General features: G+C 54.0%; 19 protein-coding genes. 8 read left to right on the top strand and 11 right to left on the bottom strand.

Annotation, left to right across the window (positions count from 1 at the left end; all coding sequences use genetic code 11):
• Positions 1–19 precede the first annotated feature (19 nt).
• Entirely contained in the window at positions 20–313 is a 294-nt protein-coding gene (locus tag AAC019_RS13705; RefSeq protein WP_339899575.1) for a hypothetical protein, read from the bottom strand.
• A 370-nt stretch (positions 314–683) separates the two neighbouring features.
• On the opposite strand from AAC019_RS13705, the gene fusA reads away from it, so the two are divergent.
• The 3 genes from fusA (at position 684) to AAC019_RS13720 (ending at position 3,906) form a co-directional block, all read left to right on the top strand.
• A complete protein-coding gene (gene fusA, locus AAC019_RS13710) occupies positions 684–2,771 on the top strand; it encodes an elongation factor G (protein WP_339899576.1) in 2,088 nt (695 codons plus the stop codon).
• A 129-nt stretch (positions 2,772–2,900) separates the two neighbouring features.
• The gene (locus AAC019_RS13715) at positions 2,901–3,593 is read left to right on the top strand and encodes a Solitary outer membrane autotransporter beta-barrel domain (protein ID WP_339899577.1); all 693 of its coding nucleotides are present in this window, start codon (positions 2,901–2,903) and stop codon (positions 3,591–3,593) included.
• The gene (locus AAC019_RS13720) at positions 3,535–3,906 is read left to right on the top strand and encodes a Solitary outer membrane autotransporter beta-barrel domain (RefSeq protein ID WP_339899580.1); all 372 of its coding nucleotides are present in this window, start codon (positions 3,535–3,537) and stop codon (positions 3,904–3,906) included. The genes AAC019_RS13715 and AAC019_RS13720 overlap by 59 nt, the downstream gene beginning before the upstream one ends.
• Before the next feature lie 58 nt (positions 3,907–3,964).
• On the opposite strand, the gene AAC019_RS13725 is transcribed toward AAC019_RS13720, so the two are convergent.
• From AAC019_RS13725 to AAC019_RS13735, 3 genes are all read right to left on the bottom strand, one after another.
• A complete protein-coding gene (locus AAC019_RS13725) occupies positions 3,965–4,837 on the bottom strand; it encodes a hypothetical protein (protein ID WP_339899581.1) in 873 nt (290 codons plus the stop codon).
• Positions 4,834–5,544, bottom strand: a complete 711-nt coding sequence (locus tag AAC019_RS13730; protein WP_339899583.1) for a lysozyme inhibitor LprI family protein — start codon at positions 5,542–5,544, stop codon at positions 4,834–4,836. Before AAC019_RS13730 ends, AAC019_RS13725 begins: the two co-directional genes overlap by 4 nt.
• A 66-nt stretch (positions 5,545–5,610) precedes the next feature.
• Entirely contained in the window at positions 5,611–6,528 is a 918-nt protein-coding gene (locus tag AAC019_RS13735; protein ID WP_339899585.1) for a LysR substrate-binding domain-containing protein, read from the bottom strand.
• Positions 6,529–6,579: 51 nt separating this feature from the next.
• Here AAC019_RS13735 and AAC019_RS13740 point away from each other — a divergent pair, with 51 nt between their 5' ends.
• Both AAC019_RS13740 and AAC019_RS13745 read left to right on the top strand, forming a co-directional pair.
• On the top strand, positions 6,580–7,656 hold the full coding sequence (locus AAC019_RS13740; RefSeq protein ID WP_339899586.1) for an NAD(P)-dependent alcohol dehydrogenase: 1,077 nt from the start codon (positions 6,580–6,582) through the stop codon (positions 7,654–7,656).
• A 76-nt stretch (positions 7,657–7,732) separates the two neighbouring features.
• Positions 7,733–8,686: a hypothetical protein gene (locus tag AAC019_RS13745; RefSeq protein ID WP_339899587.1), complete on the top strand. Its 954-nt coding sequence runs from the start codon at positions 7,733–7,735 to the stop codon at positions 8,684–8,686.
• Between the two features lie 59 nt (positions 8,687–8,745).
• On the opposite strand, the gene AAC019_RS13750 is transcribed toward AAC019_RS13745, so the two are convergent.
• Genes AAC019_RS13750 through AAC019_RS13760 form a run of 3 tightly spaced genes read right to left on the bottom strand, consistent with a single transcriptional unit; the run spans position 8,746 to position 13,221 of the window.
• Positions 8,746–9,825, bottom strand: a complete 1,080-nt coding sequence (locus tag AAC019_RS13750) for an ABC transporter substrate-binding protein (RefSeq protein WP_339899588.1) — start codon at positions 9,823–9,825, stop codon at positions 8,746–8,748.
• 5 nt (positions 9,826–9,830) lie between these two features.
• Entirely contained in the window at positions 9,831–11,093 is a 1,263-nt protein-coding gene (locus AAC019_RS13755) for a hypothetical protein (RefSeq protein ID WP_339899590.1), read from the bottom strand.
• Between the two features lie 10 nt (positions 11,094–11,103).
• A complete protein-coding gene (locus tag AAC019_RS13760) occupies positions 11,104–13,221 on the bottom strand; it encodes a BCCT family transporter (RefSeq protein WP_339899592.1) in 2,118 nt (705 codons plus the stop codon).
• A gap of 218 nt (positions 13,222–13,439) precedes the next feature.
• On the opposite strand from AAC019_RS13760, the gene AAC019_RS13765 reads away from it, so the two are divergent.
• From AAC019_RS13765 to AAC019_RS13775, 3 genes are read left to right on the top strand one after another with little or no spacing between them, the layout of a single operon-like run.
• Positions 13,440–14,258: a helix-turn-helix domain-containing protein gene (locus tag AAC019_RS13765; protein ID WP_339899594.1), complete on the top strand. Its 819-nt coding sequence runs from the start codon at positions 13,440–13,442 to the stop codon at positions 14,256–14,258.
• Between the two features lie 51 nt (positions 14,259–14,309).
• Complete coding sequence (locus AAC019_RS13770) at positions 14,310–14,765, top strand: carboxymuconolactone decarboxylase family protein (RefSeq protein ID WP_339899595.1); 456 nt, start codon at positions 14,310–14,312, stop codon at positions 14,763–14,765.
• A gap of 22 nt (positions 14,766–14,787) precedes the next feature.
• Positions 14,788–14,973, top strand: a complete 186-nt coding sequence (locus tag AAC019_RS13775; RefSeq protein ID WP_339899597.1) for a YrhK family protein — start codon at positions 14,788–14,790, stop codon at positions 14,971–14,973.
• A gap of 26 nt (positions 14,974–14,999) precedes the next feature.
• Here the strand turns inward: AAC019_RS13775 and AAC019_RS13780 are convergent, their stop codons facing one another.
• From AAC019_RS13780 to thiI, 4 genes are all read right to left on the bottom strand, one after another.
• Positions 15,000–16,337, bottom strand: a complete 1,338-nt coding sequence (locus AAC019_RS13780; protein WP_339899599.1) for a glycoside hydrolase family 2 TIM barrel-domain containing protein — start codon at positions 16,335–16,337, stop codon at positions 15,000–15,002.
• A gap of 241 nt (positions 16,338–16,578) precedes the next feature.
• On the bottom strand, positions 16,579–18,402 hold the full coding sequence (typA, locus tag AAC019_RS13785; RefSeq protein ID WP_339899601.1) for a translational GTPase TypA: 1,824 nt from the start codon (positions 18,400–18,402) through the stop codon (positions 16,579–16,581).
• 141 nt (positions 18,403–18,543) lie between these two features.
• The gene (locus tag AAC019_RS13790; RefSeq protein WP_339899603.1) at positions 18,544–19,005 is read right to left on the bottom strand and encodes a hypothetical protein; all 462 of its coding nucleotides are present in this window, start codon (positions 19,003–19,005) and stop codon (positions 18,544–18,546) included.
• A 2-nt stretch (positions 19,006–19,007) separates the two neighbouring features.
• Positions 19,008–20,489 carry a tRNA uracil 4-sulfurtransferase ThiI gene (gene thiI, locus AAC019_RS13795; RefSeq protein WP_339899605.1) on the bottom strand — a complete coding sequence of 494 codons (1,482 nt, stop codon included), beginning with the start codon at positions 20,487–20,489 and terminating at the stop codon, positions 19,008–19,010.
• Positions 20,490–20,770: the final 281 nt, after the last annotated feature.

The raw sequence follows: 20,770 nt of genomic DNA on the forward strand, positions 1-20,770 counted from the left end.
CACAGGGTAAAGCGCCCGATTAACCCGAATGATCGTCATTGTGGGGCCGGGTGCTGGAGATAACCGTCCACAAGCGCCGAAAACGTCGCTCTAGTAGTTTCTCCACTTTATGGACGGTGCGGTTAATTTTGTGCCAGCGTGAGCGCGCCGCCTGTAGCAAGTGGCGCGAGCGCTGATTAACGCACAGTAACGCTGCCAGGCTGATAGTGATAACCACCAGCCCCACCGGAATGGGCGATAACAGCAATAACACGCCCAGCAGCAGCCCAACTAGGGACACCAGCGTTACCAACCAGTCGCGCACGATCTTCATGACTGGCGCCCCTTATGCATCGTTTGCCTCCCCGCTCTTTAGTCGCGCCAACCCTGAGGGTGACACACGTGCTTGCAGCTAGTGTGCTGTAACACCCTAGCGAGGCTTTGTTGCAATCAAATAACAGCGGTTAATGAGACAGTGGCGACCAAGCTTATAAAAAATACAAATCGATCAAACTGCAACCATTGCTTTTTATTGGCTAATTACACGAAATCGCCCGAAATAACGCGCCATTGGGGCTATTTAGCGGTTAAAATTGCCGCCGAGTAAAAAGCTGGACATTGTTAGCTAATTAGTATTGGCAATTGGCACCTGCCTCGCTGTACAATGCCGTCCAATTTTTGGCCTTGATTATACGAGTATCGAAATGACAGACCTTAGTTTATACAGAAACATCGGTATCTTTGCCCACGTTGACGCGGGTAAAACCACCACCACCGAACGTATCCTTAAGCTCACCGGTAAAATCCATAAATTGGGTGAAGTGCACGAGGGTGAATCCACCACTGACTTCATGGAGCAGGAAGCCGAGCGCGGTATTACCATTCAGTCCGCCGCCGTTACCTGTGAGTGGAAGGGTCACCGCCTGAACGTCATCGACACCCCCGGGCACGTTGACTTTACCGTTGAAGTATATCGCTCGCTGAAAGTTCTGGACGGCGGTATCGGCGTATTCTGTGGTTCTGGTGGTGTTGAGCCACAATCAGAAACCAACTGGCGCTACGCCAACGACTCTGAAGTTGCCCGTGTCATCTTTGTTAACAAGCTGGACCGTATTGGTGCCGACTTCCTGAAAGTGGTTGACCAGGTTCGCGACGTACTGGGTGCTAACGCATTGGTTATGACCCTGCCAATCGGCGCCGAAGACACCTTTAAAGGTGTTGTTGACCTGCTGGAAAACAAAGCCTACGTATGGGACGACTCTGGCCAGCCAGAAAACTACAGCGTAGAAGAGATTCCAGCCGATATGGCTGACGATGTGGCTATGTACCGCGAGCAGCTGATCGAAACCGCCGTTGAAGTAGACGACGACCTGATGATGGCCTACATGGAAGGTGAAGAGCCTTCTATCGAAGACCTGAAGCGCTGCATCCGTAAGGGTACCCGCGATCTGACCTTCTTCCCCACTTTCTGTGGCTCTGCCTTTAAAAACAAAGGTATGCAGTTGGTACTGGACGCCGTTGTTGATTACCTGCCTGCGCCGACTGAAGTTGACCCGCAGGAGCTGACCGACGAAGAAGGTAACCCAACTGGCGAGAAAGCCATTGTAAGTGCCGACGAGCCGCTGAAAGCGCTGGCCTTTAAAATTATGGACGACCGTTTTGGCGCCCTGACCTTTGTGCGTATTTACTCGGGTAAATTGAACAAAGGCGACACCATCCTCAACTCGTTTACCGGTAAAACCGAGCGTGTTGGCCGTATGGTTGAGATGCAAGCCGACGAGCGTAACGAGCTGTCGCACGCCCAGGCCGGTGACATTATCGCCATCGTGGGCATGAAGAACGTACAAACCGGTCACACCCTGTGTGATCCTAAACACCCTTGTACGCTGGAAGCCATGGTGTTCCCAGAGCCGGTAATCTCGATTGCAGTTGCGCCTAAAGACAAAGGCTCTACCGAGAAAATGGGTGTTGCCATTGGTAAAATGGTTGCTGAAGATCCGTCTTTCCGCGTTGAGACCGACGAAGACTCAGGCGAAACCATCCTGAAAGGTATGGGTGAGCTTCACCTGGACATTAAAGTCGACATCCTGAAGCGCACCTACGGTGTAGAAATGGTTGTGGGTCAGCCGCAGGTGGCTTACCGCGAAACCATCACCACTCCGATCGAAGATTCTTACACCCACAAGAAGCAGTCTGGTGGTTCGGGTCAGTTTGGTAAAATCGACTACCGCATCAAGCCGGGCGAGCCAAACTCTGGCTTCACCTTTAGCTCGAGCGTTGTGGGCGGTAACGTACCAAAAGAATTCTTCCCAGCGATTGAGAAAGGCTTTAAAGGCATGATGGAAAAAGGCCCGCTGGCTGGCTTCCCTGTGCTGGACGTAGAGATCGAGCTGTACGACGGTGCGTTCCACGCCGTTGACTCCTCGGCCATCGCGTTTGAAATCGCCGCTAAAGGCGCCTTCCGTCAGTCTATGCCCAAGGCCGGCCCGCAGCTGCTGGAGCCGATCATGAAGGTTGACGTGTTCACCCCGGAAGATCACGTTGGTGATGTTATCGGCGACCTGAACCGTCGCCGTGGCATGATCGCCGGTCAAGAGCCTGGCTCTACCGGCATCCGCATCAAAGCAGACGTGCCTCTGTCGGAGATGTTCGGCTACATTGGTCACCTGCGTACCATGACCTCGGGTCGCGGCCAGTTCTCTATGGAGTTCGCACACTACGCACCGTGTCCGGCTAACGTCACCGAAGACGTTATCGCCAAGGTGAAAGCGCGCGAAGCTGCTGAGAAGTAAGCCTTTGTACGATTAAAAAGCCCCCGCAGCCTAACGGTTGCGGGGGCTTTTTTGTATTGGAACTGGTATTTCCACATTTTTTGGGTATAACTAATACCCTACTGAATTTCACAATTTGCTGGGATTGCCATGTGCCTCGTCCCTCGCGTTATCAATAAATCACTTCTGTTCACATTCGGCTGCGTGTTATGCACCAGCACCTTCGCCCAATCTGTGGATGACTTAGGCTTGGGCGATATAGTGGGTGATACGGTGTCACAAAACAGCGCGCGCTCGATTGTTTTATCGGATGCAAACTTGGTGACCTTAGGGGTAATGGACTTTGACCCCAATGAGTTTGTCGAGCTCGACAATATCAACGCCGGCGAGGAGTCCACCCTGGAGCAACGCAGCCAGCTCACCATCTACTCACTCCCCTGGAGCTTTAAAAAGCGTCAACTCAGTGACCGCTTAAGCTCGCAAGCGCAGTTGCGGCTGTCGTATATATCGTTCGAGCAAGACCTTATTTTTGATGACGAAACCGTCGGCAACCCGCTGGATGAAACCACCTATCTGCTGTACGCCGAAAACAACTGGCGCTATCAGCTGAATGATGCCTGGTCGCTGCAGGCCGGGCTGGGCACCGAGGTGCTGTTTTACGATAATAACTTAAGCTATCGCGACAGCCTGCTGCAACAGCTTGGCCCCTACCTAGATGGCTCCTTGTTTATACCGGGTGTGGACCGCCGACCCAAGCATCGGCGCCTCGTACAAAGGCGAGCTATTGGGCTACCGCTGGGAGTACAAAGCCGTTTACCGCTATGCCATCGGCCAAAGCTTTGATACCGATCACCACTCACAAGACACTACCGTCGAGGCCGGCCGCCTAAGCAACAGCGTCGTCTTTCACTTTGACACCCCCGACGTTTGGAGCCGGCGCAGCCAGATTCGGGTACTCGGCCGCCGCATCGACCTCAGCGCCGATGCCGTGCCGGCCATGGGCACGCATCACTACTACGAGTTTGGCGCCGGCTGGCTGGTGGATACCAGTAACGACATTAGCTTTCTTAACAACGTCGGAATAGGCCTATCGCTAAACATCGACAGCGAGCTTAGCGGTGGCAGTGTGGTCATTTTGTTTAACGAGACCATGTAACCCCAGGCGTTGGCACGCTAAGGCAGCCATTACAGCGCTGCCTGCGGCTATTATTGCGCTACTGAGCTTGACGCTCAAACAGATGCAGCTGATCTTTATAAAGGTAGTGTACGCCGTAGGCTAAACCACCACCGGCAGCATCGGTATCCGGATCGCCCGGCACCCGAGCAATAATATAATCGCTCTCCTCCAGCAGCAGCTCGCTGTCTTTTACCTTAAAGGTTTCGGGGCCCACCAGGCCACCGATGTTCCCGCTTAAAAAGTACAAGCTTCCTAAAGTCACACCAGGGCCATGCTCGGGAATGTCCCCCCTCACCCGCTTATCAATGGTATCGATCAGTATTTTCGCCCCGGTTTCTAACTGCTCCGCCAGCTGCGCCAACTGAGGCTCTGGAATTTCCTGGATATCGGCCGCCGCAATGGACATGGGCAGATGATAGAAATACCGGCTCATCCAATCGCCGGCTTCAATTTGATACACCAGTGACAACAGATAGCGCTCGTCTGAGGTCTCGCTTAAAACCACCACCGGATAAAGCGTGTAATTGCCACCACTGGCACGAAATGCTGGATGACCGCGCATTTGCTGCACGGTAATGACATAGGGATCGATCTTCGCATACTGATTCTTGTGGGAATTATCCACGGCATCCTTATAGCTGCCAATCGCCATATCGGTAACAAATGGAATAGGCACCACCATAGAAACCAATAATTCGGCGCCATGATCGGCGTGAACATAAACGTATTGAGTTTCTTTAAGGCGCACAATCCCCGACGGCAGCTGCTCGGGCAGACCACGAACTGGCGTAACGCTATGCCCCTGCCCCCACTGCAACGGCGTAGACTGCTCGATAGAGATGCAACCGGTTAAACCGGCCATCAAAAGCACGGCACTTAAAAGTCGGGCTGTATGTTTTAGGGTTGTCATTTTTCCCATGTCTCCAATGGATGACAACTCAGGGAGGTTTCTTCCTCAAGACCGTCGATGATAAATTCTGAGTCTTGCTGGCGCAGCTGCGTGCCCGCGCCACGATAAATCGTTGCTGAAGCGCTGTCGTCTCGGTACAAAAGCGAAGCCTCACCCTGCCAGGATAGCGTGGCAATATGGGGCTGGGTGGGGTAAAAATGAATGATCATCTCATGCTCGGGCAGTGGTTCACACACGGTTACCAAGCGAGGACTCTGACTGATCTGTCCGGCAAACTCTTGCACGGCACTAAGACGCTGGCGGTATTCACGGGCAACACAGGCTCCAACGGGCGAGGACTTCCAGCATTCATCGCGCCCCTTTATCCAACCTCTTTGCACCGCTCTTAAGTGCGAGGTAAAAGCCGCATCATCCGTTTGCGCAAGCAGCGCTTGATAGTCTTGCTGCAACTGCACATCTAAGCGCGCCAACTCAGAGTCAGTACATATGAGCTGCGCAACAGAACTTAAATTTTCGCCGCTGCAGCTAAAAGAGGGGGATAGAGTATCGCTGGCAGGTCGGGGCTGGGTGTAATCCACCGTGTGATCGCAACTGCCGTCAGATTCGCAGTCATTAATACCGTCACCATTGGCATCCCAGCTCGGATGCATGGCCATTACCGGAAGCGACAATAGCCCCACCGTCAAAAATATTCCAATATGTCTCATCAACTCAACTCCTTGAATTTTTTTAATTGTATACCACTGGTGGTAGCTCGGGCAGGTCTGTACTTTTTACTGGGAATAACGCTGCAGATCAAAAAGATGCTGATGCCGATCAATCAGTGCCAAAAACTCCGCCAGTTTGGCCGGTTTGTTAACCCCAAAGCGATACACCGCCGAAACACTCAAGCCACTGCTGACCCAGCCGGGTAAAACCTCTACCAAATTGCCTTGCTGAATCTCATCGCGCACCACCAGCCAGGGGAGTTGCGCTACGCCTACGCCGGCCAGCAACATACTTTTTAACGCTTCCATATCGCTGCACTGAAACACTCGAGGCACGGTCACCACATGGCTGTTACCGCCTTGCGCTAAAGTCCAATCGATAAAGGGTCGATCAAACACCTGCAGACAGCGATGCGCCGGCAGCTGCTGGGGATCGGTAATCTGCCCATACCGCTCAAGGTACTCAGGCGCGGCCACCACCACACGATTGGCGTACCCCAGTTTTTTCTCGATCAAGTTATCGTCGCGCGGCCCGCCCATGCGAAAGGCCAAATCCAAGCCTTCACGAAACAAATCTTCGTAATCGTAAGACAGCTTGAGAGAGACATTCACCTCGGGCCAATCGGCCAGAAACAGAGGTAAAAGTTCGCGCGAGATATACCGCCCCAGCGCCGGCGGCGCCGCCAGACGCAGCTGACCGCTGACGCGCCGATGACTGCTCTGCACATCGGCAAACATCAGCGAGGTCTCCTCCAGCAGAGAGCGGGCGCGGTTAAGCAAAATAGTCCCGGGCTCGGTCAAACGGACGACACGCGAAGAGCGCTCAAATAACCGCACCCCGAGCTCCGCCTCCAGCCGACGAATAGCTTTGCTGACCGCCGACTTAGGCACCGACAACTCCTCCGAGGCCCGGGTAAAGCTAAGCTGCTGAGCCGTCGCCACAAACATTCGCAACGTTTTAAAATCTATTGTTTCTAAATTCATAACAGTGGGTTTCCAAAGGCCGCATTGTTTCAATTAAAACAAGATACCATAATGACTGTTCAAGCCCATCACATTGAAGGGGCGAGCATCCGCTCGCTTATCAACAACTCCTATGGAGGGATTATGATTAAAGCCTATGCTGCACAAGAAGCCGGACAAGAATTAACACCTTACGAATACGACCCGGGGCCCTTGGGCGCCGACGAGGTGGAGATTGATGTGCAATCCTGTGGCCTGTGCCACAGTGATCTGAGCATGCTGGATAACGAGTGGGGCTTTACTCAATACCCTTTCGTGCCGGGCCACGAGGTGATTGGTAAGGTCGCCGCCACCGGCACCAATGTCAGCCATTTGCAGCCCGGCCAAACAGTGGGCCTGGGCTGGCACAGCGCCTACTGCAACGAGTGCAGCACCTGCAATAATGGCGATCAAAACCTGTGTGCCAGTGCGCAACCGACTATTGCCGGACGCCACGGGGGCTTTGCCGATAAAGTACGCGCCCAGGCAAAAGCCGTAGTCGCGCTGCCCGAAGGGGTTAACCCCGAAACCGCCGGCCCGCTGTTTTGCGGTGGCATTACCGTGTTTAATCCCCTGGTGCAGTTTGATATCCCCTCCACCGCGAAAGTCGGCGTAATTGGAATTGGCGGTTTGGGACATATGGCGGTTAAGTTCTTAAACGCTTGGGGCTGTGAAGTCACCGCGTTTACCAGCAGTGAAAACAAGAAGGCCGAGGCACTGGAGATGGGCGCACACAAAACCCTCAATTCCAAAAGTGCCGATGCACTGGAAGAGGCCGCCGGTTACTTTGACCTGATTCTGTCTACGGTCAATGTAAAGCTGGACTGGAACGCCTATCTCAACACCCTGGGGCCCAAGGGGCGTTTACACTTTGTGGGTGCCACCCTTGAGCCTATCGAGCTCGGCGTATTTGGCCTGATTGCGGCCCAGCGTTCGGTATCCGGCTCGCCCGTGGGTAGCCCGGCCACTATTGAAAAGATGCTGGAGTTTGCCGCGCGCCACAAGATTGAACCCACCACCCAGACCTACCCCATGAGCCAGATCAACGACGCAGTGCAAGCACTGCGCGACGGTAAAGCCCATTACCGCATAGTGCTGACCAAGGACTAAAGTTCAAACCGGCTGGAAGCGCATCCAGGAGTCGGGCACAATATTCCCGACTCCTCATTTTTGCCCGGGTAACTCTATGTCAAGGCAGACACTACCGCGCCTACTCTTATGGCTCACAGCAGGCTGCGCTATAACGCCCATAAGCCACGCTGACCTGACAACCGAATGGGCCGAGGCCTTTGCCCAAAGCGATATTGAATTTAGCCGCTCGACTTCTAACGCGCCGTTTTTACCTTTGGCCTTTGCGGGCTACAACCACTACCAAGAAAGCGATGTCGAGCTGGGCGACGGCCGCTCTTTAAGCTTTACTCAAGATACCGTGACTCAGGGCGCGATACTGCCGTTTTTAATGAGCGAGCGCGACGCCTTGCTGGTAGGGGAATGGGTCAGTTGGTCGCGCCTATCGCCCGACTCCGAGCAGCGCAACGATCTCGAAGTACTGTCTGTTGGCGTCCCGGTAGGTTGGTTTCATCAGCGCGACTCAAACTGGCAAACCGGCGGTTTTCTAATGCCCCTGGGGCACAAAGCCGACAGTGCCGACGCGCAATGGAGCTGGGAGCTTATGGGCGGCGGTTTCGCCCGCTACACGCAAACGGACCGCCTCTGGTGGGCGTTTGGTTTGTACTTTGATATCAACGAGCAATCCAACTTGGCACTGCCCTACGTGGGTGCCTCGTATCAGTTTAATGACCGCTGGACCCTAAGCGCCATCATGCCCTGGCCCGCTGTTATGTACGCCCCCAACGATGGTTTGTTGTTTCGCTTTGGTCTGGCGCCGGCGGGCAACTCCTGGCAGCTCGATACCAACGGCGACCAGTTTAATTATGTGATGGACAACTGGGACTTAGCGCTATCGGTAGAAAAGCGCGTACACAGCCACTTTTGGCTTGAGTTGGAAGCTGGCGTGGGCGGGCTTAAAGGGCTGAGTATTGATGTGGATAATGGCGAGTGGGAAGCGCCCGACTTTAAGCTTAGCAACAGCCCGTATATCAACATCGGGTTTAACTTTCGCCCATCACTGGGGGATTAACCCACGGACCTGCCCGGCCCTTTTAGGGCATACCTTAAAAGGGCGATAACGTAACCTCTCTAGCGCGGCATTGCTTTAGGCACCATCACCGGGCGCTCAAGCCAGCGCTCAAAGCGTGGCGCTATACGATCTAAATTCTCGGACCACCAGGTGGCGTTAAGCTCTACCGCCGTTTTTAAATGCGCCCTGGAGGTGGGCAGCCGTTCACGCAAAGACTCATCTAACATTGCCATGGACGAGCGACGCATGGGGCCATAGGGAATATAGCCAGCTTGCGCGGCGAGGCTTTCGGCCGAACTGGCAAAGCGCACAAAATCTTGCGCAAGCTCGGTGTTGCGGCCATTTTTGACAATGCTCCAAACGTCGTAGTACCACACCTGGTGGTCCCAAATAATATCCAGCGGCTCACCGCGCTCTACCGCCGCGGCAACTCGCCCGCTGTAAACGGCCGACATAACCACCTGCTCAGTTTCCAGCAGGCGAATGGCCTGCTGACCGGTTTCCCACCACTGTAGCTGAGGTTTTAATTCATCGAGTTTGGCAAAGGCGCGCGTCAAACCCGCTTCAGTACCCAGTACGTCATACACTTTTTGGTGCGGTACGCCATCGGCGATTAACGCCCACTCTAAATTGCCTTGAGGCGATTTACGCAGTGCGCGCTTGCCCGGGTATTTACTTAAGTCAAAAAAGTCTTCAAGGCTTGTAGGCGGTTTAGCAAATGCGCCACGGCGAAAACTCACAATGGTTGAGCCGGCCACATTGGCCACGCCACAGGGCGTAACCTGCCGATTAATAAAGTCGTCTTCAGCGGCTGTGCCGTCGGGAGCGGCGGGCAAAGTGGTGCGATCAATGACTTCCAGCAGCCCCTCATTGCAAGCGCGAATAGCGTCAAACAATTCTAAATCTACTACGTCCCAGCTGACATTCCAGGCGCGCGACTGGGCGCGAATCTCATCGATACCACCAGCGTATTGGATAACATTAACACGCGTGCCGGTGGCCTCTTCGTAGGGGCGAATAAAACCCAGTATCTGACTTTTTACGTAGGCGCCATCCCAGGACACAACATTCAGGGTGTCCGCTGCCGCACCAGAGGCGGCTGCCATTAACAGTGCCGCAAAAAAAGTTTGCTTAACCATAACCGCTACCAATAGTATCCAATATTAATATTAAACCGCCCTTGCCAGTCATCTTCACCACCACCGGCGAGCGATCCGGCACCAAAGTACGGCATATTTTTTGCCAAAATATAATCCACGTAAGTAAAAATCGGGCCACTGCCGATAGCGCAACCGGTGGTATTAATTTGCGAGTCAACCGCATTGGCAATGGATTTATTCAGGCGCGAGTAATCGTTGTAGCAGGTTATGCTGTCAATTAAACGCCACGGTGAAGGTAAGTTGTAAGCCATATTCGCAACCCACACATCGGCGTCGCTGTCGATGTCGTAGCTGCCCGCAAAGGCGCCTACCCGCACCACCGAGTCGTCGGCACCGGGGGCAGCTACCGGATCGTACTCATAGTGCGTGCCCTGTAGCTGAAAATTCCAACGGCCGCAGCGGCTATCCACATGGGCCGCCGCCGCGTAACGCTCACCGCTGTCGTCTGTCAGCGCGTTGTAAATCTGCCCGGCCTCTAGCGAGCCGCCCACTTCGGTTTCGCAGCCACTTTGCAAACCAAAGGTATAAGCCAAGCGACCATTAACGGTATTAGCCTCTTCATTTTGTTGCTCGTCGACCCGCACTAAATCAAAACCAAAACGATCTAGGTTACTGGCATCGTTAAGCTCTTCATTTTTGTAAAAAGCCAAATGCGAACTCCAGGGGCCATCGCTGCGCACATATTTAATACCCATGTCGTAATCGTCGGCCAGGCCAAGGTAATAAGGTACGCCATACCAAGAGTTGTGCGATGCGTAGGGCAGCAAACCAAACGGCACTTGGCTAATACCCAACTGCAGCTGGCTGGAGTCATCAAATTCATAACCCACCCAGCCGTGGTGAATCACATTCATGTAAGAGTAAAACCGATACTCGGCGGATATTAAAAACTGATCGAGTTTGCCATCGACATTTAACCGAAACGTATCCAGCCCACTCTCACCCCGTTTACCTACCGAGGCATCTGACTCTTCGTTGTACAGCAAATTAAAACGCAGTGCGCCACCGACTTTTATCGCGGGCTCAGGCGCAGCCTCAGGTTTGTCGTCGCGCTCAGCGGGCAGCTCAACCTCGCCCAGATCTTGTACTGGTGGCAAACTGCGTTCACGCTCAAGCACTTCGATGCGCTCTTGCAGCGCTTTAATTTGCGCCTGCATGGCTTTGATAGAACTGTCGTCTTGCGCCCAGGCACCACCACTGAACAACGCAGCGGTGCCCAGCGCTATGTAAAAGTTAGTCCCTTTCACCGCAGCGCTCCTAACTCGATGGGTTGGCGGTATCTTTACCGGACGGGTCACCGGCATCAACACCCGGCTCATCTTCCGGCGGCTCGGGCGGTGAACTCAACATATCGTCGTGCTCTTCCATACGCCATGGCAGTATCGCAGGAGACACATGCAGAAAGTGCAAGTGCTTTTCAAACTGGTCGAGAATGTCGGTGATAATATCTTGTTGATCAAAACCATAAATATCGTATGACTGACCACCGCGACGCAAAAACACCTCCGCACGATAGTACACTTGAGGGTCACCCACTGACTCAGGCATTTCAGTGGCGGCATACTCCGGCAGATCGTGTTCAAGCAGACGAATCTCATAAATAAAGTCGACCTGCTCGTCTTTTATCACCTCGAGGTAAATTCGGTGAAACTCCTCATCCGTATGAACTTCCGCCTGCCAATTCTCTTTTACCAGCTCACGCTCTACCCGGTGCATCGCTTTGCTCACGGTAGTTGACAGAAATTCCAACACGCGCTCTCGGTCGGGGAAGGTAACTAAGCCGTGTAAACGGCGACGCCACAAACCACGCCCGCCAGTTCCGGAAAAACGTTGCTGCACATCTGTTTTTAAGCTGCGCTGATGGTGCCCTTCAATGGTTAACGCGCGCCACATACCGATTGCCGCAATAATCATAATAATCGAGAAGGGCAAGGCGCTGACGATGGTCATCGTCTGCAAGGCACTCAGGCCACCAGCCAACAACAGCGACGAGGCTACCACACCTTCGGCGGAGGCCCAGAAAACCCGCTGCCAAACCGGTGTATGCAAGGCGCCACCCGAGGCCAGCGAGTCAATCACCAGCGAGCCCGAGTCTGAAGAGGTGACAAAAAAGGTAATAATCAGTATCACCGTAATGAAAGAGACGATTGAGGTCAGTGGCAGTACCTCGTAGAGTTTAAAGAGTGCAATTGCTTGATTATTTTGCACTTCACCAATAAGCGTTGTGTACCCCTGCTCCATAATTTGGTTAAGCGCGGTATCGCCAAACACCGAGAACCACATAAAGGTAAATATCGAAGGCACCAACATGACACCGACCACGAACTGACGAATCGTTCGGCCCCGGCTGATTTTCGCGATAAACAATCCGACAAATGGTGCCCAGGCAATGGTCCAGCCAAAAATAAACAGAGTCCAGTTGCCGATCCAGTCGCTGTGAGAATACGCCTCCAGGTTAAAGGTCCGCTCGACGATATTGTTAAGGTAGCTACCGGTGTTTTGTAAAAAGGTTTCTAAGATATGTATTGTCGGGCCCACGACAAACACAAACAGCATCAGAGTTACGGCTAACACCATATTTAAAATGGACAGACGTTTTACACCTTTGTCCATACCCGCGACCACCGAAAAAATAGCCAACCCGGTAATCACGGTAATACAAATAATTTGCACCGTGGTACTCACCGGAACACTCGGCCACAGGTAATGGATGCCCGCATTGATTTGTGCGACCGATAACCCAAGCGTGGTAGCGATCCCAAACATTGTCCCTAAAATGGCAAACACATCAACGGCATGACCAATAGGACCGTATATTCTATCGCCAATCAGGGGGTACAGGGCCGAGCGAATCGATAGCGGCAAACCGTGGCGAAACGCAAAATACGCCAATACTAACCCCACCAAGCCATAAATGGCCCAGATGTGAAAACCCCAGTGGAAAAACGCTATTTGCATGGCCTGTTTTGCGGCGTCCACCGTTTCGGGTGCGCCTTGCGGCGGCGAGGAGAAATGCAACACTGGCTCCGCGACACCAAAAAATAACAGCGCAATACCGTAACCGGCCGAGAACAGCATCGCAAACCACTCCGGGAAGCTATACTGGGGGTCAGCGTGATCGGGGCCGAGCTTAATATTGCCCCAGCGGGTCATCGCCAGTCCCACGATAAACACCAAAAAGAAAGCCACTGATAACATATAAAACCAGCCGAAGCTGTTGGTAATATAAGCCAACGTAGAGCTAAACACTTTGCCGGCCAAATCGGGGTTACTGATGGTGCCTACCACCAGTAAAACCATCACGACAACAGCGGGAATAAAAACAGGAATCAGCACCGTCGAGCCGGCGCCACGCTTTGTGGCTTCTTCAGTCATAGATCCGTCCAGAGTGAATGTTATCAACGACAACCCATAGCCTAGCAGGCTGCCGCGCTGGTTGCACCCTTGCGGCCAGCAACCGCAACTCTCGAATGCGCAATAAAAATGACACAAGCCGCGAGGTAACGGTATTGCGTGCCACCGCCTAATACCGGGTGCCGCGGGCTGGAATTCCCTGCCAGCAACAGCATACAATACCGCAGGCAGAGTTCATTTTGAGCGCTAATAATATGGCTGACGTTATTCCTACCCGCAGCTTTTCGCCTTTGAATTTTCAGAGGTTTGCCCCTCACCCGCGGCTCGCGCCCTGGGTTCAGTGCCTGTGGTCGATCGGCACAGAGCAGGCAAGCGACCATCAGAATATTGAAAAATTTTACCCCGATGGCGGCGCCAGCTTAACAGTGGACCTATCAAGCCCCGCCCCACTCGTCACCTTTGAGCAAAACACCAGTACCTCCATGCGTTTGATCAAAGCGAGCCACGCCTGCGTGAGTATTCGTTTCAACCCCACTGGTGCCTATTTTTTACTCGGGCTCGAGCCACAAGAGCTCTCTGGCCAGCTGTTGGTGTTGGGTCGTGATTTTACGCCCACCTGGCACAGCGACTTAATCGCCGCCGCATCGCGGCTCTATACTCTAGGGCTGAGCGGTAAAATAAACGTTTTGGAGCAGTGGCTGTTACAGCGGCTGAGCGCTAGCGCGGCTAAGCATGGCGACACATGGAAACTCGTTAACGCTATTAGAGCGCGCCCGCTAGCACCCAGCGAGCTCGGGACACAGTTAGGGGTAAGCCGGCGCACGCTAGAGCGAACCTTTCAACGTCAGTTGGGCGTTTCACCGGGCCAGTACGTCGGTTACTGTCGCACCCATCGGGCGCGACAATTGTTGGCCACCAGCACCCTGCCACTGGCAGACGTTGCGCTTGAGTGCGGCTACTACGATCAGCCACACTTTTCTCACGTGTTTCAAAAAAGCACCTTCGAGACTCCCGCCGAGTACCGAAAACGCAAATTGTCGCAAATTTACAAGGTTTAAATTTTACCCTTAGGTAGGCTTGCCTCTCAAAGTTTCACAGGAGGTTATGCCATGCACACCCGTATTTCCCAACCAGCCGTTTACCAATACTGCCCTCGATTAGCAAAGCACTTAGTAGCGCTGGGCAAAGTGGCTGATAGCGCCCACATTGAGCCCGCCGTCATTCATCTGATAAAGCTTCGCGTGTCGCAGATCAATCACTGTGGGTTTTGTCAGCACATGCACTCAGCCGAGGCCCGTAAAGACGGCGAGCGACAAGAGCGGCTGGATGTGTTGCCGGCCTGGCGCGAAGTCGCCTGCTTTACCCCCAGAGAGCGCGCCGCACTGGCCTGGGCCGAGGCCACCACTTTGATAAGCCAGCAAGCGGTCGACGACGAGGTTTACCAAAATGCCGTGGCACATTTTGGCGAGGCCGACTTGATTGAGTTAACCGGCGTTATTTTGGAAATTAATAGCTGGAACCGAATCTCGGTTAGCCTGCAGTTTCAACCTGCGATCGCCGATTAAAAAACCACCAGGGAGCGCGACTATGACCGTATTTAGCAAAGCCATTTGCTGGATTAATGTTGTATCCAGTGTGGCATTTTTACTGGGCAGCCTTTTATTCTTGCCCCGATTCTCCCCTTACGCCACAGCCGGCGTTTGGATGTTTGCGTTAGGTTCATTACTAATGTTGATAGGCGCACTACACGTTTGCTTTACCCGTAACGAATAGCGCGCCGACCAAACCAAGCCGCACGCCTACGGCTGCGGCTTTACATAAAAGGGGAAGTTGGCGTTACCGACCTTGCCTTTGCCATCGTAGCTGTACGAGTAAATACGGTACTCGCCGGCGGCGGCTGGCGCTTTAAAGTGCAATTCACCCTCGCGCTCTTTGAGTACGGCAATCGGTAGCGCATCCGGTTTCTTCTCGTAGGCGCCGCCCTGACTACGCACACTCACTTCTTTTAGCAGCTCCCACTGGTAACGCAGCTCGTCTTCATCCTCGACCTTGACTTTCACTACCACTGTCTGGCCAGGTTCGACGTAAACGCTCTCGGTGGCCTGCTTACCATTTAAGGTAATTTGCTGCGCGCGCGGTGCACGGTTTGCGGGGTACTCGCCAGTCCAGTAGCGGGTTAATTCATCAACCCGTGCATTGGGCTTGCCGTCGGCGTTGATCATGCCGTACCAGGTGGGTGTGCGCTCTTGCTTTTGGCCCCATAAAAACGCGAACGAGCCAATCACTTTACCGCTGGGGTTGCCGTCAAAGGCGCTGTGTAAGCGCTCGGCAAAGCTCGCCGCTTTAACGCCGCTGGGCTCTTCGATCTCACGGCCCCACTCAGTCGCCGGGCGCTCCCAGTGGCCGATAGCGCCGTACTCAGTCACCATAAAAGGCTTGTCGATATCGAGCTTGGCAATAATCTCGGGCAGGTCGCCCACATCGCCGTACAACTGTAACGAGATAAAATCTACGTTGGGCGTGTACTGCATGGCGGTTTTAATGTGCCGCTCGGGCGCGCCGGCAAACGCGTAGGTCACCGGGTGGTTGGGGTCCTCGCGGTGAATGTAGTCAATCATCTCGCCAATGGCTTGATACACCTTGGGGTTGACGTCTTTTAAGCTGCCATCGTCGTTAAACAGCAGGTTCGGCTCGTTTGCCACCACCCAGGCCAGCAGGTTGGGATGATTTTTATAGCGTTGTACGGTTTGCTTTAAGCGCTCAAACTGTGCCTGTACGGCAGCCTCATCGTTGTAATCAAAGCCGTGCAGCTCTTTATCGGTATTAAACCCCAGCGCAACCATCACGCCGTTATCGGCTGCATCTTGCAGCACCGCGTCGGCGTTGCGTGCGCTCCAGGTGCGTATGCTGTTGCCGCCAGCCGAGGTAAGCATACGTAAGCTGCCCTGAGCATTGCCGCCCAACCCCACGCCCTTAACCGCAAATGGAGCGTCATTAACCAACAATTGGTAGGCGCCATCGCGCTTGACGATTTCAACGTGTGCCACGGTGCCCGGCTCGGCCGAGGCGAGAGTCATCGTGGATGCGCCCGCAGTGGCAACCAGTAGTGTTACCCCTATCAAGATATTTTTATACATAGTAAGCCTCATGTTTTTTTGCCATCAGACCAAACTCAGACTGCATTTGCGGCCCACTAACACACGGCCAGAAAAGTGGGACATTAAATTAACCAACTCTGCCCAATTGCGCCCGAACCACGCAAGCGGCTACCGCTTAGCCCCAACGCGACGCGCAATAAAACCCGCCCACAAAAAAGCCCTGCACTTGGCAGGGCTTTTGGAGTGACGCATGGCGCATCACCAGCGCGTAAAGTCGTACTTACTTTTTAGCGCGCTTACGCTCGTTCTCGGTCAGCAGCTTTTTACGCACCCGGATTGACTCGGGAGTCACTTCGACCAGCTCATCGTCTTCGATAAACTCCAGCGCTTGCTCCAGGGTGTGGCGAATTGGCGGCGACAGGGTCAGTGCCTCATCGGTACCGGCGGCGCGAATGTTGTTAAGCTGTTTCGCCTTAGTCGGGTTAACGCTCAAGTCGTTATCGCGTGAGTGAATACCAATAATCTGGCCTTCGTACACCTCGGCGCCGTGACCCAAGAACAGGCGTCCGCGATCTTGCAGAGTAAACAGCGCGTAAGCCAGCGTTTTACCTTTAACCATAGAGACCAGCACGCCGTTGTGACGGCTGATGATCTCACCGCCTTTCACCGGGCCGTAGTGATCGAAAATACTGGTCATAATGCCCGAGCCGGAGGTAAGCGTCAGGAACTGACCGCGAAAGCCAATCAACCCGCGTGAAGGAATAATAAACTCAAGCTTAACGCGACCTTTGCCGTCTGGCTCCATGTTGGTCATTTCCGCGCGGCGCAAGCCCAGCTCTTCCATGACCGACCCTTGATGCTGGTCTTCTACATCGATAACAACGTTTTCATAGGGCTCGTGGATTTCGCCATCCACTTCACGCTGAATCACTTCAGGGCGAGACACACCCAGCTCAAAGCCTTCGCGGCGCATGTTTTCAATCAACACCGACAAGTGCAGCTCACCACGGCCCGATACCACAAATTTATCGGGGCTATCGCCCTGCACCACACGCAGTGCGACGTTGTGGATCAGCTCTTGATCAAGGCGCTCGCGAATATTACGGCTGGTCACAAACTTGCCTTCTTTACCGGCAAACGGCGAGTCGTTTACCTGGAAGGTCATGCTAACGGTGGGCTCGTCTACGGTTAACGGCACCAAAGGATCGATATTGTCGGGGCTGCACAGCGTATCGGAGATACCCAGCCCATCGATACCGGTAATACAAACAATATCGCCCGCGGTTGCGCGATCTGTCTCAACCCGCTCCAGCCCGTGGTAACCCATCACTTGCAGTACCTTGGCTTTTTTAGTGCCGCCCTCGCGCTTGGCCACAACCACTTGCTGGTTGGGCGACAAGCTACCGCGCGAGATGCGGCCAATACCAATAACGCCGGTATAGCTGTTGTAATCAAGCGCCGAGATTTGCATTTGGAAGTCGCCGTCGATATCAACATCGGGGGCTTTTACGTGTTTGGTGATCATTTCAAACAGCGGCGTCATATCGTCGGCCAGCGCGTCTGGCTCGGAGCCGGCAACGCCGTTTAGGGCCGAGGCGTAAATGATCGGAAAATCGAGCTGCTCGTCGGTGGCACCCAGGCGATCAAACAGATCAAACACTTGATCCACGGCCCAATCTGGGCGCGCGCCAGGGCGATCGACCTTGTTAACCACCACAATCGGGTTCAGGCCTTTTTCAAACGCCTTACTGGTCACAAAGCGCGTCTGCGGCATGGGGCCGTCTACCGCGTCAACCAACAGCAACACTGAGTCGACCATCGACAGTACCCGCTCTACTTCACCGCCAAAGTCGGCGTGCCCGGGGGTATCGACGATATTAATGCGGTATTCGTTCCACTGGATCGCGGTGTTTTTAGCCAGAATGGTAATGCCGCGCTCACGCTCCTGATCGTTAGAGTCCATGATGCGCTCGGCGCCTTCGTCGCGGCGATCGAGAGTGCCGGACTGCGACAGCAGCTTGTCTACCAGGGTCGTTTTGCCGTGGTCAACGTGGGCGATAATGGCGATATTTCGCAAATTTGCGATTTTAGATTGGCTAGTCACTGTAATGCTCTCGGGTGCGATAGAAATGGCAGCGTCCCCTTAGCAAGGGCGATAGCGCTGAAAAGGCGCGCATTATACCTATCAAGTGCGCCGGCAGGAATCAAAAAGATCAGAAATCAGACAAACAATGGTGAATTAGTGCTATAAACCGAAGGCATTGGTGCCTTCACCCTCGACACCGCGCACCGGCTCGCCGTCGCCAGCGTACTGAAAACGCTCGATTTTGCCGCTGCTGGCAAACACAAAACAGCTGACAAAAATCTCGCGCGGCTTACCCACGCGAGAGCTATCGGGGTAGACGTCCGCCTCTAAAAAAATCTTATACAGTTCACCGTCAGCCGACAGACGGCTGCTGTAGCTGTCCATATGCATCACACTGATGCGATCTTTAAAGCTGGTATTGAGCTTTTTTTCGCAGTTTAGCTGAGCGTCCGTCATGGTGGCGTGATGGTAGCGCAGCCCCAGTGAGCGCCCCACCTTCCCGGCAAAGTCGCCCACCGGCACGTCCAGCACATACAGTGTCGACACCACCGATAGAGCTACAATCCCCAACGCTAGCGCCAGCAGCGCAATAAGCTGGCGCAGCGGCGTCTTAGTCGGCATGGCTAGACTTTGCCTTGCGGACGAAACACACCAATATTGGTGTGGCCGTCATCCACTAAGTGCGATGCGTGCAACTGGCTCATAATGCCTTTATCGCAGTACAGATAGTATTGCCGCCCCGCCTCTAGCTGCGCCAAGGCGTTGTTTAGCGTGTAAAACGGAATTTTTAGTACCTCGGCCCCCTCAACCACCAGTGGCTTCAGCTCCTGCTCGTCGGGGTGGCGAATATCCACCACGGCGGCGTCTGCGGGCAATACCTCAACCACCTCGGCAGTCGCGCCATCGTCGATGGTCTCGGCCAGCTCGCGCACATCCACCGTTACCTGATCGGCAATGGCGCGCTCCAGCACAGTAAAATCAAACTTCGACTCCACCTGCTCGACTTTATCCAGCCGCGCCCGGGTGGTGGGCTTAACAGAGATCACCCCACAGTACTCGGGCATGCTGGCAGCAAACGTCTCGGTACCAATGGTGCGCGAGATATCGATAATCTCGCCCTTATCCATGGTAATCAGCGGCCGCAGCACCAGCGTATCGGTAACCCGGTCGATCACACTTAAGTTGGGCAGTGTCTGGCTCGACACCTGCGCCACGCTCTCACCGGTCACCAGCGCTGGCAATTTAGCCGACTCGGCCACCGCGCTGGCGGCGCGCAGCATCATACGCTTAAGCACCACCCCCATATAAGAGTTATCCACGTGCTGTAAAATCTCGGACACCACCCCCTCAAAAGGCACGGTGACAAACTTAACCGGGTGCGAGGCGCCGTATTTATGCCACAGGTAATAGGCCACCTCTTTCACGCCAAGCTCATGCTGGCGCCCACCCAAATTAAAAAAGCAAAAGTGAGTGCGAATACCGCGCTTCATGGTGAGGTAAGTAGACACGGTCGAATCAAAACCACCGGATATCAAGGTCAATACCGACTCCTGCGACCCCAGCGGATAGCCGCCGAGCCCCTGACACTGACGGGCGACCACAAACAGCCGCTCCTGTTTTACCTCCAGCCGCACCGTTACATCGGGCTTTTTCAGCGCGACACCGGCGTTCTCGGTGTTTTGCGCCAAGCCGCCGCCCACATAGCGCTCGATCTCGGTCGAGGTAAAATCGTGATTACCACTGCGCTTTACCCGCACGCAAAAGGTGCGCCCGGCCAGCGAGTCACCCCAGTTGGCCAGGGTTTTTTCATAGATATCGTGCAAATCGCCCAGCGGATACTCCACCACATGCAGGTAATTACCAATGCCAGGAGTGCGCCCCAACACCTCGGCCACTTGCGCTTCACGCTGCGCCCGGATCGCCTCGTCGAGGCCGGAATCATCCGCGGTAATTTCGATTTTTTCCCAGTCGCGCTGTACCTTAATATCGCGATCAATGCCCGCCAGCAGTGAGCGCAGGTTATCTCGCAACTGGCGAATAAAGCGTTTGCGAACCGGCGGGCTCTTGATAATTATTTCTGGGAAAACCTTGACGATGAAATGCATGAAAGCCTACTGTAAGCGCGGGGTAAAGGCGCAACATTATAATGCATGGAGTGGAGCGAGACAAAACTCACCAAAACCCTTCCGCACAAATATGGTGCACGCCTTGATGGCGTGCGCACCAAAATCGTGCCAACAAAAGTAAGTGCAACTCATTTTCTGTGCTTCAAGCGCGCATTTGCCGTGCTACACTGGCAACCTGAGCAGTGGCATACTTCTTGCCCTTAGCCAGAGACAAAATTGTGTTTGTTAACCATTGCCGCTTGCAGCAATGGCGAACGAGC

Source organism: uncultured Gilvimarinus sp. (assembly GCF_963975215.1).
In the GTDB taxonomy this organism is placed as follows: Bacteria; Pseudomonadota; Gammaproteobacteria; order Pseudomonadales; family Cellvibrionaceae; genus Gilvimarinus.

Excerpts from the sequence above, each read along its gene's own strand:
- AAC019_RS13705 (WP_339899575.1), bottom strand. The coding sequence starts at position 313 with ATGAAGATCGTGCGCGACTGGTTGGTAACGCTGGTGTCCCTAGTTGGG.
- AAC019_RS13780 (WP_339899599.1), bottom strand. The coding sequence starts at position 16,337 with ATGTATAAAAATATCTTGATAGGGGTAACACTACTGGTTGCCACTGCG.
- AAC019_RS13775 (WP_339899597.1), top strand. The coding sequence starts at position 14,788 with ATGACCGTATTTAGCAAAGCCATTTGCTGGATTAATGTTGTATCCAGT.
- AAC019_RS13770 (WP_339899595.1), top strand. The coding sequence starts at position 14,310 with ATGCACACCCGTATTTCCCAACCAGCCGTTTACCAATACTGCCCTCGA.
- AAC019_RS13760 (WP_339899592.1), bottom strand. The coding sequence starts at position 13,221 with ATGACTGAAGAAGCCACAAAGCGTGGCGCCGGCTCGACGGTGCTGATT.
- AAC019_RS13715 (WP_339899577.1), top strand. The coding sequence starts at position 2,901 with ATGTGCCTCGTCCCTCGCGTTATCAATAAATCACTTCTGTTCACATTC.
- AAC019_RS13790 (WP_339899603.1), bottom strand. The coding sequence starts at position 19,005 with ATGCCGACTAAGACGCCGCTGCGCCAGCTTATTGCGCTGCTGGCGCTA.
- AAC019_RS13745 (WP_339899587.1), top strand. The coding sequence starts at position 7,733 with ATGTCAAGGCAGACACTACCGCGCCTACTCTTATGGCTCACAGCAGGC.
- AAC019_RS13725 (WP_339899581.1), bottom strand. The coding sequence starts at position 4,837 with ATGACAACCCTAAAACATACAGCCCGACTTTTAAGTGCCGTGCTTTTG.
- fusA (WP_339899576.1), top strand. The coding sequence starts at position 684 with ATGACAGACCTTAGTTTATACAGAAACATCGGTATCTTTGCCCACGTT.
- AAC019_RS13750 (WP_339899588.1), bottom strand. The coding sequence starts at position 9,825 with ATGGTTAAGCAAACTTTTTTTGCGGCACTGTTAATGGCAGCCGCCTCT.
- thiI (WP_339899605.1), bottom strand. The coding sequence starts at position 20,489 with ATGCATTTCATCGTCAAGGTTTTCCCAGAAATAATTATCAAGAGCCCG.
- AAC019_RS13735 (WP_339899585.1), bottom strand. The coding sequence starts at position 6,528 with ATGAATTTAGAAACAATAGATTTTAAAACGTTGCGAATGTTTGTGGCG.
- AAC019_RS13740 (WP_339899586.1), top strand. The coding sequence starts at position 6,580 with ATGACTGTTCAAGCCCATCACATTGAAGGGGCGAGCATCCGCTCGCTT.
- AAC019_RS13730 (WP_339899583.1), bottom strand. The coding sequence starts at position 5,544 with ATGAGACATATTGGAATATTTTTGACGGTGGGGCTATTGTCGCTTCCG.